The 15,766-nt window shown below is 56.1% G+C and carries 13 protein-coding genes and 5 pseudogenes; 10 read left to right on the forward strand and 8 right to left on the reverse strand.

From position 1 onward, the window contains the following. Nucleotides 1-240 precede the first annotated feature (240 nt). Complete coding sequence (locus tag FHT28_RS09825; protein ID WP_168596105.1) at nucleotides 241-2,430, forward strand: TonB-dependent siderophore receptor; 2,190 nt, start codon at nucleotides 241-243, stop codon at nucleotides 2,428-2,430. Nucleotides 2,431-2,644: 214 nt separating this feature from the next. Here the strand turns inward: FHT28_RS09825 and FHT28_RS36120 are convergent, their stop codons facing one another. Next, nucleotides 2,645-3,325, reverse strand: coding sequence for a hypothetical protein (locus FHT28_RS36120; protein WP_246704823.1), 681 nt, complete (start codon nucleotides 3,323-3,325; stop codon nucleotides 2,645-2,647). A gap of 421 nt (nucleotides 3,326-3,746) precedes the next feature. Beyond that, complete coding sequence (locus tag FHT28_RS09835; RefSeq protein WP_168596106.1) at nucleotides 3,747-4,832, reverse strand: acyltransferase; 1,086 nt, start codon at nucleotides 4,830-4,832, stop codon at nucleotides 3,747-3,749. Between the two features lie 212 nt (nucleotides 4,833-5,044). Between FHT28_RS09835 and FHT28_RS36125 the strand changes: the two are divergent. From FHT28_RS36125 to FHT28_RS36135, 5 genes and pseudogenes are all read left to right on the forward strand, one after another. Further along, nucleotides 5,045-5,167, forward strand: a pseudogene (locus FHT28_RS36125) (IS3 family transposase); the annotation flags it as partial. A 252-nt stretch (nucleotides 5,168-5,419) separates the two neighbouring features. Further along, nucleotides 5,420-6,448 (forward strand): IS110 family transposase, encoded by a 1,029-nt coding sequence (locus tag FHT28_RS09840; RefSeq protein WP_168596107.1) that lies wholly within the window; start codon nucleotides 5,420-5,422, stop codon nucleotides 6,446-6,448. 286 nt (nucleotides 6,449-6,734) lie between these two features. Then, nucleotides 6,735-6,845, forward strand: a pseudogene (locus tag FHT28_RS09845) (transposase domain-containing protein); the annotation flags it as partial. 71 nt (nucleotides 6,846-6,916) lie between these two features. Then, nucleotides 6,917-7,180 (forward strand): UPF0149 family protein, encoded by a 264-nt coding sequence (locus FHT28_RS36130; protein WP_246704835.1) that lies wholly within the window; start codon nucleotides 6,917-6,919, stop codon nucleotides 7,178-7,180. Then, nucleotides 7,078-7,467, forward strand: a complete 390-nt coding sequence (locus tag FHT28_RS36135; RefSeq protein ID WP_246704836.1) for a hypothetical protein — start codon at nucleotides 7,078-7,080, stop codon at nucleotides 7,465-7,467. The genes FHT28_RS36130 and FHT28_RS36135 overlap by 103 nt, the downstream gene beginning before the upstream one ends. A gap of 93 nt (nucleotides 7,468-7,560) precedes the next feature. On the opposite strand, the gene FHT28_RS36830 is transcribed toward FHT28_RS36135, so the two are convergent. Together FHT28_RS36830 and FHT28_RS09860 are read right to left on the reverse strand one after the other, a co-directional pair. Beyond that, complete coding sequence (locus FHT28_RS36830) at nucleotides 7,561-7,866, reverse strand: hypothetical protein (protein WP_113108403.1); 306 nt, start codon at nucleotides 7,864-7,866, stop codon at nucleotides 7,561-7,563. After that, a pseudogene (locus FHT28_RS09860) lies at nucleotides 7,866-8,006 on the reverse strand (transposase domain-containing protein); the annotation flags it as partial. The pseudogene FHT28_RS09860 and the gene FHT28_RS36830, both read right to left, overlap by 1 nt. A 141-nt stretch (nucleotides 8,007-8,147) precedes the next feature. Here FHT28_RS09860 and FHT28_RS09865 point away from each other — a divergent pair. The 3 genes from FHT28_RS09865 to FHT28_RS09875 are packed head-to-tail and all read left to right on the forward strand — an operon-like array spanning nucleotide 8,148 to nucleotide 11,289. After that, nucleotides 8,148-9,371 (forward strand): site-specific integrase, encoded by a 1,224-nt coding sequence (locus tag FHT28_RS09865; RefSeq protein WP_246704824.1) that lies wholly within the window; start codon nucleotides 8,148-8,150, stop codon nucleotides 9,369-9,371. Then, entirely contained in the window at nucleotides 9,368-10,291 is a 924-nt protein-coding gene (locus tag FHT28_RS09870; protein ID WP_047561795.1) for a tyrosine-type recombinase/integrase, read from the forward strand. Before FHT28_RS09865 ends, FHT28_RS09870 begins: the two co-directional genes overlap by 4 nt. Next, complete coding sequence (locus tag FHT28_RS09875) at nucleotides 10,288-11,289, forward strand: tyrosine-type recombinase/integrase (protein WP_047561794.1); 1,002 nt, start codon at nucleotides 10,288-10,290, stop codon at nucleotides 11,287-11,289. The genes FHT28_RS09870 and FHT28_RS09875 overlap by 4 nt, the downstream gene beginning before the upstream one ends. A 143-nt stretch (nucleotides 11,290-11,432) precedes the next feature. Here FHT28_RS09875 and FHT28_RS09880 read toward each other — a convergent pair. The 3 genes and pseudogenes from FHT28_RS09880 to FHT28_RS09890 all read right to left on the reverse strand — a co-directional run. Beyond that, nucleotides 11,433-12,860, reverse strand: a pseudogene (locus FHT28_RS09880) (IS66 family transposase); the annotation flags it as partial. Between the two features lie 72 nt (nucleotides 12,861-12,932). Then, a complete protein-coding gene (gene tnpB / locus FHT28_RS09885; RefSeq protein WP_012478058.1) occupies nucleotides 12,933-13,280 on the reverse strand; it encodes an IS66 family insertion sequence element accessory protein TnpB in 348 nt (115 codons plus the stop codon). Further along, nucleotides 13,277-13,639, reverse strand: coding sequence for a transposase (locus FHT28_RS09890; RefSeq protein WP_047563317.1), 363 nt, complete (start codon nucleotides 13,637-13,639; stop codon nucleotides 13,277-13,279). The genes tnpB and FHT28_RS09890 overlap by 4 nt, the downstream gene beginning before the upstream one ends. A gap of 107 nt (nucleotides 13,640-13,746) precedes the next feature. Between FHT28_RS09890 and FHT28_RS36835 the strand changes: the two are divergent. Beyond that, nucleotides 13,747-14,010: pseudogene (locus FHT28_RS36835) on the forward strand (hypothetical protein). A gap of 182 nt (nucleotides 14,011-14,192) precedes the next feature. On the opposite strand, the gene FHT28_RS09900 reads toward FHT28_RS36835, so the two are convergent. Then, on the reverse strand, nucleotides 14,193-15,266 hold the full coding sequence (locus FHT28_RS09900) for an acyltransferase (protein ID WP_168596109.1): 1,074 nt from the start codon (nucleotides 15,264-15,266) through the stop codon (nucleotides 14,193-14,195). Nucleotides 15,267-15,766: the final 500 nt, after the last annotated feature.

Here is a 15,766-nt window from a genome sequence, read left to right on the forward strand (position 1 = left end):
GGCTGCGCAAAAAAAAGATGATAAAATTCCTCATATTATGAGAATCGAAATTTGCCAAGCAGATCAGGAACTTCAACCTCGTAATTTTACGACGTCCCTCCCTTGGAGGCAACTTTGGTGCGTCAAAGATCCCATATCGACAAAAAAGATGACTATTAAAGTCATGTATTCTTGACGACAGCAGCGCCTGCAATCTAATTTGCGCCATCTTTTACAGGAAAGGGCAGGCGAAAAGGGAACATGAGACAGATATTCTATAATAATATCAATTGTTTGGGAAGAAATTCATTTCGATTGGGGCGCGCTGCCACTGCACTGGTCACCTTGTTTGCGCTGAGCGGCAATGCCTTTGCGCAGGATTCTGCAGCCAGTGAGAATGCGGGCGGCGCGACACAGCTCGCTCCGATCGTCGTCAGCGGCCAGTCGAGCGGCACAAGTGACGATAAGACAGTCGCTGCCAAGAAAAGCCGCGGTGCCACGAAGATCGATACGCCGCTGGTTGAGACGCCACGCGCCGTTTCGGTGGTCACCAAGAAGGAGATCGAGGAGCGCGGTGCGCAGAGCATCATCGAGGCGGTGCGCTATTCCGCCGGCGTCCAGACCGGCATGAACGGCTTCGATCCTCGCTTCGATCAGATCTTCATCCGCGGCAACAACATCACGACGACGGGCGATTTCCGCGACGGCCTGCGGCAACCCTATATGAATTATGGAATGTTCCGCACCGATCCCTATGCGCTGGATCGGGTCGAAGTGATCAAGGGGCCTGTGTCCGTGCTTTATGGTGCGGGCTCGCCGGGCGGCATCGTCAACAAGATCTCGAAACTGCCGACGGAAGAGACGATCAGGGAAGTCGGGGTCGTCTACGGAACATCGGATCGCGCCCAGACCATGTTCGATTTCGGCGGCCCGGTCACCCAGGATGACGATACGATGTTGTACCGGATCGTTGGCCTGGCGCGAAAGGGTGACACCAATTTCGATATTGCCGACGATCGCTATCTGATACAGCCGTCCTTTACCTGGAAGCCGGACGATTCCACTAAATTTACGGTCTATGGCTCGGCGCAGGCGGATGAGACGGATGCCAATGTCGGCGCCATGGTCGGTCCAGATGGCAATATTCTTAATTTGCGCGACAGCGATCCCGACTATGACTACCAGAAGACCCGCCAACAGCAGGTGGGCTACCAGTTCGAGCACGAGTTTGACGGCGGCTTCACCTTCCGCCAGAATCTTCGCTTCTCTCATATGGATCTGAGAGCTCGCTATCTCAGCACATACAGCTGGACCGGCACCGTCGCCCATCGCGGCGCGACAGCGATCCGGGACGCGATGAATGTCTTCCAGGTCGACAACCAGCTCGAATCCAAGTTCGACACGGGGCCAGCCTCGCATACTATGCTGTTCGGCCTGGACTACACCAATGTGAATTCGTCCTTCGGCTACGGCTTCGATGCGACGACCAGCGCCGCTTATGATTTCGACATCTCCAATCCGACTTATGGCGTTTCCGGCCCGACGCCGGACTATAATTACAGCCTGGTCAGCGCCAGCATGCGGCAGGTGGGAGCCTACGCTCTCGACCAGATCGAGCTGGACAAGTGGCGCTTCACGCTTGGTGGACGGCAGACATGGGTCGATCAATCCAGCGACACGACCTTTGTTTCCTCCGGGACGAGCACGTCCGAAAACATCAACAACAAGGCGTTCTCCGTCCAGGCCGGCGCACTCTATCTTTTCGACAACGGTATAGCGCCTTTCACCAGCTATTCGACCTCCTTCGATCCGGTGACCCAACGATCGGCATCCGGCAGCATTCTGGATCCCACGAAGGGGAAGCAGTATGAGCTGGGTGTGAAGTACCAGCCGCCGGGTACCGATATTCTCTTGTCCGCCGTAGCCTATCATCTCGTCGAGACGAACAAGCCCGTGCTGGTCAATCCCCTGACGCTCGTCTATGCCTCGCTGGGTGAGGTCACCAACAAGGGCATCGAACTGGAGGCCAGGGCGACAGTTGCCGACGGCCTGGATGTGATTGCCGCCTACAGCTACAATCATTCGGAAATCACCGGTGGTGACGACGTCGGCAATTCGCCTTCGGTCACACCGAAGCATATCGCCAGCCTATGGACGAATTATGCCTTCCAGGAGGATTCCGTCGCTAACGGCCTGACGGCCGGCGCCGGCATTCGCTACACCGGCGAGACCTATACCAGCACCGCCAATACCTCCAAGAACGACGCGAGCTTTTACCTGGACGCGGCCCTTTCCTACGACTTCGGGGCTGTCGACAAGAAATACAAAGGCCTGACGGCATCCCTCGACGTCCGCAACATCGCCAACCGGCGCCTGACGGTCTGCGACAGCGGCTATTGCTATTTGGGTCAGGGCCGCAACATCACGGCATCGTTGAAGTATCGGTGGTAACTGATTGGCGGGCGTTGCGTATTTGGTGTGGCGCCCGTCATTGTGAGGAAGGCAGAGCAGGTTAGTTTTGTATTAACTTGTTTGCTGAGTTGTATTTTTTGGTCGATTGAGTTATTTGCCGCGTCAACAGCTCAATTCGCCATCCTCAGCCGACGATGTGACATTGCCGCACCGGATGGCGGATCATCGCGTCGATATCGATGCCATCGAGCGACTACTCATGTTGATGCCCCTCCTGGTTAGGCTGAATGATTCTCAGATCGAGGTGATGAATGGTGCGGTTGCGAAGGTCGCGAACCGCGTTAACGACCGCTGGGGAATTTTGGTACAAATATGCTCCGGTTGACTGCTGGTCGATGAGCAGGCGCATGCGCCTGATTTGGACGTAAATCCAATTGACTGGAATAGCGAGGCTGGCGGCCAGTTGTACGGCGCTGAACAACGTAGGTTCGTGTGTCCATCTGTTGCGCTGCGCCTTTGCCTTGATGCCGGCTGCAAGACGGAGGCGTTGCACCGTGATCGGTAAAACCTTTTCCTCGCAATTGGGCGAATGGTATCCTTCGCGCGTCAGCATTTCAGCGACTTGATCGCCGGGTACGCCCGTCAGAGCGAGCTCCAACAGACGCTTGCGCAGTTCTTCACTGCGCGTTAGCTTGGCGACGAATTTAACCTTCATTTTGACGTGGAGATCAGTCACGGTGCCGCCACGCCATACGCTCCTCGCCAAAGCAACGTTGCCCTCACCGCGATCAAGGACGACTTTTTCGATAAGACACCGCAATAGCGCCTTGCGATGAGCGTCGGTCGGCGCATCGTTGGCCCAGATTTGAGGAAGGCTATCGAACGACATGTCTGGCGGAACGCGACCGTTTCGCAGCAATATCTTGATAAACACGGCGCCGACAAAACGGCAGGCTTCTGCTTAGAACCCACTTCGTCCATCAGTGGTACCGGAAGGAATGATGGCGACGCACTAAAATGGTTGAATTTCCTTCGCCACGAACGGATTCGACCCGGGCGGATATCGTGTGGCGGGCTACATCCCCAATGCGCGCCCCAGGCTCCCGAGCTGAACGCTTCTTGCAATATCGAAAGCTTCAGCTCCGTCGACCAGCGACGGTCTCGCTCGGCACCCGTCAGAATCTCAAACTTCGCTGGCTGTTCATATGGCCTGTTACATCACAAATGAATCATCTGTGTCGTAACCTGCGCTAACCTCGTACCCAATCAATACCGGCTCACCGGACGTGTGTGTGGATGCTCGCCAAAGGCGTCAATCAGATGTCTTGCAACCAGTGCTCCACCATACTGGCTCTTTACAGTCGTGATGACGATGCAGCTACGCCGCCCCCTAAGTCGAGCGCGTCTCTCACCTTGCGACCTACAAAGGGCTCCAGCGCCTTGGCAAAGATAACAGACAGCGCTGTCAACATGACCACCGCGATCAGAAGCGATGTGGTGAAACCGACGCCTTGCCAGCGTAGCCAAGCTATGAGCGGCATACCGATGGGTTCGTGAAGAAGGTAAATCGGATAAGTCGCAAGAGCGAGCGTCACAACTATCTTATCCATTCTACCAGCTGTCGCGGGTTTAGATTCGACTGCAAAATATGCCATTGCCATTACTGCGCTAATAATGGCAGCGCTCACCAATTGAGCGATTGCAGGGTCGGGCATCGCTTGACTTGATCTGGCCTGCATGCGCACCCACGAGACGATCATTCCAAGGACGATAACTGGAATATTTTTCGCAATGTCCTGTCGGCTACGACAGAGGCCGACAACCATACCCAGCGCAAAATAGCAGCCGTATTCTGCGAGGAACAAAAAGTTTAACCAGTCAATATTAAGGCTCGGTGCGAAAAGCAAAATGAGGAGCCATATCTGCGCGAATGCCATCAAACGTGCTGCCGAGCAGCGCCCGGCTACAGCGATAACAACTGCAATTAATATGTAGAACCTAATTTCGATGAAAAGTGTCCAGGCCGGTCCAACAATCGTTGGGTAGCCGAAGAACCACTGAAGGCCGGAGAGCGAGAGCCATAGTTGGGATAACGGCGGATGGTCCGAAACTGTCAGCGGGGCCAGTAGGATAGCTATAAGCGTGGCCATGAAATAAGCTGGAAAAAGCCTAACAAACCGCGCCTTGGCAAATTGTTTCCATGACCGATCGACCGCACTCCTACCAATGACCACGCCACTCAAAATGAAAAAGATATCAACTCCCAGATATCCCGGTAGAAGAAAGGCATGAATTATGCCGGGAAGCTGAGGCACCTCGTAGCCGAGCTTCATATGTTTCAGAAAGCCGCCTGTACTGGACCAGTGATGAAAAAGGACCCAATAAGCCGCAAAAATCCGCACAAAATCAAGCGGCAACAATCTTGGCTTTTCATTTTGCATCCAACGTCGCCCCCTAGGATGGTGAATTATTACCGAATATTGCTGTATTTAGGCAAGCGCTAAATATGAAGTAGCTAAGGTTCCGCACATCAGAAGCTGAATCTTTGAACTATTAAATAATTGTGCACTTTATAGTTGTGGATTCGCCATGTAACCTTATGAACCGCACCGGGTTTGCCGAGGGCTCGAACTTCTGACAGAGTGGAGCCGATATGGGCAAGACAACAAACGAATTTTCACCTGAAGTCCGCGCCCGAGCAGTGCGGATGGTTCCGGATCACCAAGACGAATATTCCTCGCGATGGGTAGCGGTGCGGGTTTCGTCAAAGTCCGGATAGGATTTCCGGTAATCTCCAGACACAAGGCCAGTAGCCCAATGCTGCGCGAAAAGGCCGGACACATGGGCGCACCAGCCCCTGGGAATATCAAAGATTAAACACCTCGACCGCAGAGGCGTTCCACATATGGGGAGCCTGAATCTCGATTGGTCTCAGTAGGGAGTATTGATGGAATGGATGCCCCCTACCGACGGCATCGCGATGTGTCAAAGTGACGTTCGCCAAAACGTCACGTAGAGGAGAGCATCCATGAAGGAAGTTAGCATTGTCGGCTTGGACCTTGCAAGGCGGGTGTTTCAAGTTCATGCCGCAGGAAGCGATGGTAGCGTTGTCCTGCGCAGAAAACTGTCACGCAGTCATGTCCTTGCGTTCTTTACAGAATTGCCGAGATGCATCGTTGCGATGGAGGCGTGCGCCACCGCCCACTATTGGGCACGAGAGATTGGCAAGCTTGGTCATGACGTGCGCTTGATCCCGCCGGCTTACGTGAAGCCCTTCGTCAAGCGGCAAAAGAATGATGCTGCCGACGCCGAAGCTATCGTTGAAGCCGCTACTCGCCCGTCCATGCGTTTCGTAGCATCCAAGACAGAAAGCCAGCAGGCCTGTTCGATGATCTTCCGGACGCGGGATCTGTTCGTTCGTCAGCGAACGCAGCTTATCAACGCTTTGCGCGCCCATCTTGCCGAGCATGGGGTTATCGCGCCACAGGGAACTGCTAACTTGCCTTTGCTCACGCAGATCATCGAGGAAGACCGCTCCGGCCTCGAACTTATTGTCGTGGAAACCGCTCGGCTTTATCTTGAGCAGATTGAGGCGCTCTCTTCTCGAATCATTGGCTTGGAAAAGGCGCTTAAGTCGGAGGCAAAACGCTCTGAGAACACGGCTCGATTGATGTCCATGCCAGGAATGGGACCAATCACCGCCATGGCGATTGAGGCTTTCGCCCCAACCATGACGACATTCCGCAAGAGCCGAGACTTCGCGGCCTGGCTAGGTCTGGTACCGAGACAGCATTCGAGCGGAGGAAAGCAGGTACTTGGACGAACATCGAAGATGGGTCAGCGCGACATCCGACGGCTTTTGATCATCGGTGCAATGACTGTGATCCGATGGGCATGCCGGAAGGCTCCTCCGGAGAACTCATGGCTTGCACGGATGTTGGCGCGTAAGCCCCGCATGCTCGTTGCAATTGCTCTTGCGAACAAAATGGCGCGAACGATCTGGGCCATGATGACGAAGAACGAAATTTACAGGAATTCCAGCCCGGCCGCGGCCTAGCAAAACACTGCGCTGTTGCCAGGTGGAATCGTCGGCGTGTGAGGAGGTCAACGAACGGTAAGGACAAAGATCGGTGAGAGTGAGCCTGGAAATGCATCCGGAGCAATGAGCTAAGAGCTCGCAGTATTGATTTGCACCAGGTTCGCGTAAATCCATACCGGCCAGCGGCCAAGATCAGGTCGCGACGAAAGGCCTGATACATGACCGCACCCGATCACACGACCAAATCGCTCGATAAAAGCCTTGCATGAACGGGGGCATCCATACATGCTCCGGTACTGACACCTGGCTCGCTGATGTCCTCGAGCGCATCGTGTCAGGTCGCACGACAATCAACCAGCTCGACACATTGCTCCCCTGGAACTGGTCGGCCGGGCAGGTCAGGCAGGCGGCATGAACCGACCTGCTGTTTCCTATGATGAGCTCGATGAACGCCTGCGCGGCGACGGACGTAACGACTATGTCGGAATGAGCGCTATCGACGGCCTGGTCACGGCGGTCGTCGCGGGACCCGCAACGGTCGCGCCCGCAGTCTGGCTGCCGAATGTGTTCGGGGGAGCCATGCCCCAGACCATGCCTGGCTCGCTCGAAGAACCCTCGTCAACACCGTGCTCAATCGGCATGACGAAGTGGATCATCTCCTCGCCAACGCGCCTAGCAACTATTATCCGATCTTCATGCAGGATAAGGGCAAAACCATCGTCGACGTCTGGGCGATCGGGTTTGCCCTAGGGCCGGGACTGGGTGGCATGGCATCGGCACCGATCCTGCTGGCAACATCAAAGCCCATCATCACGCCGATCAAGGCTGTCAATCCGCAGCTCACCAAAATGCTGTTTCGCCTGTCGCCGCAAGAGAGACGAAAAGTCCGAGCAACGGCTCATCTTCATATTCGAGCAACAGTAACCCAGCTTTACGCTGTCACCCGCCGCTCGCCGGTAGCAATCGACACAAATTTGCACCGTCCACAAGATGGCGTGTTCGTTCCGCTCACGAAAGATCGAATCGAGGCTACGTGATGGCACACTCTGGTTCATCTATACGCTTAGAGAAGTCGCCGTCATGAAGTGAGCGTCCGGCGAACGCATTTTTTGGGTGTCGAGAGATGGAAGCTATAGGCCGCGTTTCATCTCATCGGCCATGATGCGGTCGATTATTTCAGGATCGCACTGTGTGTCGATGAGGAACTCGCGGATACCGCCGTCCCACGTTCTGATGTCGGCGAGTAGGCTTTGAAGTTCTTCGATGCCATTCTCGGTCAGACCCTTCGTGCCATCTTCAGTGCCATCGCTAACGTAAACCAGTTCGCCCTCGGAGATGTTGTCCGAGTTGGCCGTCACTTCCTCGATCAGTTCGAGATTTTCGCCGATCTTGCTGGCGACTTGCCTGAGTGTGTAAATGAACCTTGAGCGCGCCATCAGGCGGCCTCGTATCGAGCGTTTGCTGGCGTCCAGTTCCAGGGCAGCAGGTCTTCAAGTCGATCCTTGGGGTGATCCTGGATCCGGGCGAGGACATCTGTCAGATACACCTCCGGATTTTGGCCGTGCAATTTGACTGTTTATGCCGACCGTCGAACTATGCCGAACGAGCAGGTTTATGCCAACGTTTTTCGTGACAAAGCAGTAGCAGGATCGGCATAGCTTAGGCTCTCTCCGTCGCAGTTGACGCAAAGGAGAGCCCTATGAACGCAAGTGACTATTTGAAGCGCAGCACGCTGTATCGAAAGCTGATCCACGGGCCGCATGGCAAGTTTGCCCAAGTTTACGCCGCCAGGTTGTCGAACGAAGGCTTGGGTCGGCAATGTACCTGGCGATCGCTGAGCCTGTTTCGAGAGCTGATGGACTGGCATGTTGGCAGCGGACATGAGCCCCAGGATTTAAGCGAAGGTCACGTTAGTCGGTTTTTCGAGCACCGTTTCAAACACTGGAGACCTGACGCGGGCGACCGATCAGCTCTCCGCCACTTACTCTCTACATTGCGGCAAGAAGGTTTGATATCAGCCGCCGTTCCGATTGAGCGCACGGAGCACGAGCAGATTGTCGATATGTTCGCAGCTTATCTCTCGAATGAGAGAGGGCTCGCCGCCTCAACGGTGGAAAGTCACAAGCTGCTGTCGCATCGATTTCTGATGGAGATCTGTCCGGCCGGCGCAGACGAGTTTGCAGCGCTCACCCCGGAGATCGTCATCGGCTATGTCGAACGACATGCGCTTGACGGTTCCGCCGACAGTGGCAAAGCCATGTGCGGAGTTGTGCGTGCGTTCTTGCGCTATTTGCATCTGAAGGGTTTCATCTCGACGCCGCTCGCTGACTGTGTGCCGTCCATCCGCCGCTGGCGACTTGCCGGCCTTCCAACATTCCTGCCGCCCGAGAAGGTCCAGAAGGTTCTCGATGCCTGCGATCGGACGACGGCAATGGGCCATCGGGACTATGCGGTTCTGATGATCCTCGCCAAGCTCGGCTTGCGCGCCAGCGAAGTTGCGACCCTCAATCTTGACGATATCGACTGGCAGTCGGGCACGATTCTCGTACACGGAAAGGGGCGGCAACAAGCAACGATGCCGCTGCGTCACGACGTCGGAACAGCGATCGTGGCTTATATCCGGCATGGGCGCCCCGCTTCGGCGTGTCGGCGAGTTTTCTTGCGAACTCTTGCGCCGCATGTGGGTTTTGCCTCCGGCTGCGCCATCACGATGATCGCAAAGCAGGCACTCGAACGGGCGGGCATTGACGGCTATGCGCATCACGGCGCCCATCTTTTCCGCCACAGCCTTGCAACCGACCTTTTGCGGTCGGGCGCCAGCTTTGCCGAGATCGGTCAACTGCTCCGCCATCGAAGCATCGACAGTACAAGGATCTATGCCAAGCTCGATGTTGAGAAGTTGCGCGAACTGAGCCTCCCCTGGCCGGGAGGTGTCCAATGAGCCGGCTTCGCACCGCGTTTGAGCGCTACATCGGCATGCGCCAAGGGCTGGGATACAAATATGACGGTCCGGCAAAACGATTGTCGGGGTTCGTCGCTTTCATGGAGGCCCGCGGCGCCGAGACCATTACGGCGGACCTGGCAATGGAGTGGGTCACCTCGATGGGCCGGCAGCCGAGTTGGTCAATCCGACTGGCTGATGTGCGCTGCTTTGCCCAGCACCTCAGTCATTTCGATCCTCTGACGGAAGTGCCACCGAGCGACGCAGTGCCGCCGGCACGGCGCACAAAGCCCTACATCTATAGTGAAGTCGAGATTCAGGCGCTTCTGGCGGCAGCACTGTCGTTGCCGCCGGCCAACGCCCTGCGGCGCTGGACATATCACTGCCTGTTCGGGCTGATAGCGGTCGCCGGACTGCGCCATTCCGAAGCGCTCGGCCTACGCCGGGCCGACGTCGATCTCGACCAGGGCGTCCTCACCATTCGCGAGACAAAGCTCGGCAAGACAAGGCTGGTGCCGCTGCATGCCACGACAGTCGCTGTATTGTTGGACTATGCCGCCCGACGCGATGCACACCTTCGTACGCCTCGTAGTCCCTATTTCTTTGTCGCCGAACAGGGCGGCAGATTATTGCATCAATACGTGCACCGCGTGTTCTGGCGACTATCCCGGCAAATCGGATTACGGCAGGAGGGGAAACGAGATGGTCCACGGATTCATGATCTTCGCCACCGTTTCGCCGTCCAGACCCTGATCAACTGGCATCGGGCTGGCGAAGATGTGGAACGCGAGCTGCCGGTTCTCTCAACCTTCCTAGGCCACGCCAATGTTCGCGACACCTACTGGTATCTGTCCGCCGCGCCGGAACTGATGAACCATGCCGTCCGGCGATTGGATAAGCGCTGGGAGGCTCGGTCATGAGACGCACGAACGACCTGGCCGTGCTGATCGAGCGGTGGTTCACAGATCGGCTCATGAAGCATCGAGGTGTCAGTCCCAACACCATCGCCTCCTACCGCGACACCTTCAGGCTCCTGTTTGCGTTCGCACAGACGCGCCTTGGCAGGTCCCCATCTCAGTTGACACTACGGGATATAGACGCTCCTTTCATCGGCGCATTCCTGGAGAACCTTGAGACAAAGAGATCCGCCTCGGTGAGGACCCGGAATCTCCGCCTTACAGCCATCCGATCCTTCTTCCGATATGCAGCGTTCGAGGAGCCGGCACATAGCGCTCATATTCAGCGTGTGCTCGCGATCCCCAGCAAGCGATGTGATAAGCGGCAACTTCAGTTTCTAACCAGGCCCGAGATTGAAGCGATCCTGGACTGCACTGATCGAAGCACGTGGCTGGGACGCCGCGACTACACTCTGCTATTACTGGCCGCCCAAACCGGGCTTCGGGTCTCGGAGATCATCGACCTTGACCGAGATTCGGTAATGCTCGGCCGCGGTGCGCATGTGCAATGCATCGGCAAGGGCCGCAAAGAGCGAAGTACGCCGCTCACAAAGGTTGCCCAGCAAGCCCTCCGGTATTGGCTCAAAGAACCAGGGAAGCGAGGCGCAACGGCTCTCTTTCCAAACATGCACGGTGGCCGGCTCAGCGCCGACGGCGTGCAGGCACTGCTGAACAAATATGTCGCCAAAGCGCGCGAGCACTGCCAGTCCCTTCGCTCAAAGCGGGTGTCGCCGCATGTCTTACGGCACTCCGCTGCCATGGAGTTACTGCAGGCGGGCGTCGACTGCTCGGTCATTGCCCTGTGGTTGGGCCACGAAGCGATGGAAACGACGTTGACCTATCTTCATGCACATCTCGAACTGAAGGAATCTGCACTCGCAAAGCTGAAGCCGTACGAACGCGCCAAGGCCGAGCGGTTTCGACCAAGCGACCGGCTTTTGGAATTCCTGAACGCCCTCTGAGCATGAGAACTATGCCGAGTGTCAACCAACGGCGACCAGCCGAACCGGCCGGGAACGCACGGTGTAGCGTCCTCATCAAAAGAGGCGCTCGGCATAGTTCGACGGTCGGCATAAAGTGCCTTATGCCGCGCGCGGCATAATGCAGTTTCGATGATGGTCAGGATGTTGGCGATGCGCTCACCGCCCTTGTCCGAGCCGGCAAACAGCCAGTTCTTTCTTCCGATTCCAAGCGGACGCATGGCTCGTTCAGCGATGTTGTTGTCGATTTCGACACGGCCATCATCGATGTAGACACTCAAGGCTGTCCATCGCGACAGCGCATATCGCATCGCCTCGGCCAGCCTCTGCTTCTGTGGCAAAGTTGAGAGTGTCGCCTCGATCCAGGCCTTGAGCGCGTCCAGAATGGGCCGGGCATGTTGTTGGCGCAGGGTGCGCCGCTCGTCAGCCGACATGCCTCGGATACGGTTCTCGATATCGTAGAGAGCGCCGATGCGCGACAGTGCTTCCTCAGCGATCGGAGAAGGCTTCAGCTTGATCACATCATGGAACTTGCGGCGCACATGCGCCATGCAGGCGGCTTCAATGATCTGGTTGCCGTAGAGTTTCTTGTAACCCCCGTAGCCGTCGGCATGCATGACGCCGCTGAAGCTTGCCAGGTGATCAGCCGGATGCGCGCCCTTGCGGTCAGGGCTGTAGTAATAGGCGATGGCTGCGGGAGTGGCGGATTGATAGCCACTGCCGTCAAAGACGTAGACCCAGACCCTGCCGGTTTTTGTCTTGCCCCGCCCGGGGTCGAGGACATCGACCGGGGTATCGTCCGTATGTATTCGGTCGAGTGCTGCGATATGGGCCCTGATTAACAGCACAAGTGGTGTCAGCAATGCAGATACCCGGCCGACCCAGTCGGCCATTACGGATCGGGAGATGTCTATCCCCAACCGGTCGTACATCTCTGATAGGCGGTAGAGGGGAATGTGATCGTCGAATTTGGCGATCATGATATGGGCGAGCAGTCCCGGCCCGGGTTTGCCGCGCTCGATCGGCAAGGTCGGCATCTCACCAGCCACCGTCGTATCGCATTCCCTGCAGATCATGCGCTTCTCGACATGCCGAACAATCTTGACCGACGCCGGCACGTGCTCCAACACCTGAACCACCCTGTCGGGCGCCTTCAGGAATGAAGTGCCACCGCAGGTCGGGCAGTTGCAAGGAGCCGCATAGACCAGTTCTTCGGCTGGCAAACCATCGGGCAGAGGCTTGCGCTTCGGCTTGTCCGGCGCGTCGTCCAACTCCGGCAAGGGGATTTTCCCGGAGCGCATTTCCGCCTCAGCACGGGAGGCCTCAATCTCCTCCAGCATCAGCTCGAATTGCTCGATCTTCCGGTCGATCTTTTCCGAGGAAGCGCCATGCTGCCGATGTCGGAGCAATTCCAATTGTGCCCGCAACAGCCCGATTATGGAGTCGCGTTTGATGACCTCGGCTTCCTGGCTTTCAAGTTTCGCCGCCTGTTCCGCGACGAGTGCGCGCAAAGCAGTGAGCTCGTCCTGACTGTCCAGCGGCGCTGTTTCCATACCGGCATGTCTACCCGATTTGCCTCCGGCACGCCAGTTTTATGCCTCGCATGTCTCTGCAAAACATGGCTTTTATCCCGTTCGGCCGGGAGCTGACGTCCACGCCGGGCGGCGCCAATCTATCCCCTCAACCAGCATCGAAAGCTGCGCCTGCGTCAGGTGCGCAACGCCCTCCTTCGCCGTCGGCCAGGGAAAGTATCCGCGCTCCAAAATCTTGTAGAACAGGCAGAACCCCTGGCCGTCCCACCAGAGAAGCTTGATCCGGTCAGCGCGCTTTCCGCGGAAGCCGAAGATCGCGCCCGAGCCCGGCGCCTCCTTCACGACCGTTTCGACCAGCGCCGATAGGCCATCGATGCCACGCCGCATATCCGTCACTCCGCAGGCCAGGTAGACCCGCACATTCCCCGATGGCCCGATCATGCCGCCTCCACGCAAGCGACGAGCGGGCCAAGCAGCTTCAACTCAACGTCAACCGGAACCTTCAAGCTCCGACCGTTTCGAAGCAAGATCTCGACGATCGCCGGCCTCGTTGCTGCGTTAGACGGCTGGCTTACGCCAACCTCCTCGGTGATTTCCACCGGGAGGAACACCGTCGGCCCATCGCCATAGCTGAATGATTGCCGCCACAAGCGGATCTGGCCCGGATGAACGTCGTGCCGGCGCGCCACATCGCCAATGCGAGCACCGGGCTCATCAGCTTCCGCAAGTATCCTCAGCTTCGCCTCGTCCGACCAACGCCGTCTGCGCTCGGTACCGGACATGATCTCTATGCGAGCCATGAAACCTCTTTGTTCTGGTATTAATGTCAGCACTAATGCTGGTTCTAATGCCAGAACATCGCCTGATTTGCCCGAGCAGCAAAAACAGCTCACCGGACGCTCACGTCATGAAAGGCGAGAACCTCAAATTAATCGAGGAGGTAACCGCCAACCCGGACAATATCGCCGAGGGCGAATTTCTTTACGTCCGCGACGGCAGCGAAGAAGATGGCACAAAGGCCTGACCGAGAAACGGCATGGACGAGCTTCAAAATCTCCTCGCCGACATACGGACGTGGGATGGTACAATCGGCCAGTTCCTGGTCGATGAGCTATGCGATGCCGAGATGATCGAGGACGTCATGGTAGTTGAGGTGAAGCGCGGCCTATAGCTCCAGCCCCTCGACCAAGCGAAATGCCTTCGCCGGACGCGTCCACATTGCAAGTTATAATGTGAATTGATTTATGGTCGCATTGTTGGCCAACCGTTCTATGGAACGATCGCATCTACTCGGTTTCTGCGAATACAAATGACGGCGTCGGCATCACAATCTATCGCCGTCAATTTGGACCTTCATTCACCTTTAAGGACGAGCTTGACAAATTTTTTGCTGATATCGTGCCCGAACCGTTCGAGCGGTAGAAATGCCAATGCTGCGAGAATCGCGATGGCTGCTGTTGTAATACCGATTGCGAAGCTTGTTTTAGGTCCCAAATGATCATGAAAGCGAATAATGAGCGGCGCAGTGAAGGAACCTATGACGGCGAAGTGTATCAGGAATATAGGAAAAGAGATTTTCCCGAGGAAGATCGACCACGCATTCTCGCCCAAAAACCTGCGAAGCTGCTCAAAATTGAGTGCCTGATAGAAGAAGAGCGTACAGAATATTGTTCTCAACTGCTCGCCGTATGGAATTTTGTACCTCAGTGCGAGGCAGCTAAATACGTATAATGCTAGAATGGACGAGAGAGCAAAAATTTGATGATCGGCAATTTTTGATCGCTCGCGCTTTAGTCTGCGCTCAATGAGCAATGATCCAAGAAAGAAGCACGAGAGGTTGGGTAGAGTTAGAAGCAGGAAGCAGGCGACTACCCGAAAGAATGAGCGCGGATTTTGCATTTGCTCGCGACAGAAAAGCGCGAGGAAAAGCAGGGCCGATCCAGAAAACTCGATGGTCATCGTCCAGAGAAATGGGATAATTTCGTACTGCGGCGGGGATCCAACGAATACCCCGGCGAAGGAAAAATAAAAAATGTTCTGAAACGTGACGTCAGCGGCCCAATTTAACCCACGCCAATCCTCGCGGTTGACGAACACGGACGCCTCCGGGCCTCTCATTAAACCAAAATGGAACAGCATATATACGATCGTTGCGGCGGCAAAGATCGGTATGGCCAATCGTAAATGACGCCTCACGGTAGCAGATATGAGGTAGTCTCGACTTTTGCCAAGGTGATATGGCGCGGAAAGTGCGGCGCCCGAAACCAAAAAGAAGACTGTTACCGCGGTTTGGCCATTGATGAACCCCGACACGAACAGCGAGCGGTATGTGGGGATGGTGACGCCGAAAGTTTCCCAAAATACGTGAAAGAGAACGACCGATAGGGCGGCCCATCCGCGTAGGCCGTCCAATTCTGAAATTCGCATTTTCAACCCCCATCATGACGCCCGACGAGCTATTTATGGGATGCGTTTCCATTCGCCAATACAAATCGCAGGCAATACAAAGATGCCATAGAGAGAAAGCTCTGCGACGGACCGATCGTTTTTGTAGCATTGTTGTGCCGACAATTCCGTGCACTCAACGAGCAATTGCTGCGTGAAGTGCTAAAGTCTGCCTTCCACGTGCGCTTCCTAAGAAAGAGTGCCTACGGGCTTCAATGTCGAGGCCGCCGGCCTTTTGAGGACTGGGAACTGGCGGAATACAAACTGGAACTGACCGGAGTGCCATTATGTGCTGCTAGAACTGATCGCGTCACCCAAGAAAGATGCACTTGATCGGATAGTGCCTCTGCAGCGTCTTTTGACTCTCCCTCTCTCTCTTTAATGGAATTGAACCGCGCCGGGTTTGCCGGAGGCTCCAACTTCTGAGAAAGTGGAGCCGATATGAGCAAGACAACAAACAAATTTTCACCGGAAGTCCGCGC

The sequence above is a fragment of the Rhizobium sp. SG570 genome, from assembly GCF_012275345.1.
GTDB classification, from domain to species: domain Bacteria; phylum Pseudomonadota; class Alphaproteobacteria; order Rhizobiales; family Rhizobiaceae; genus Rhizobium; species Rhizobium lusitanum.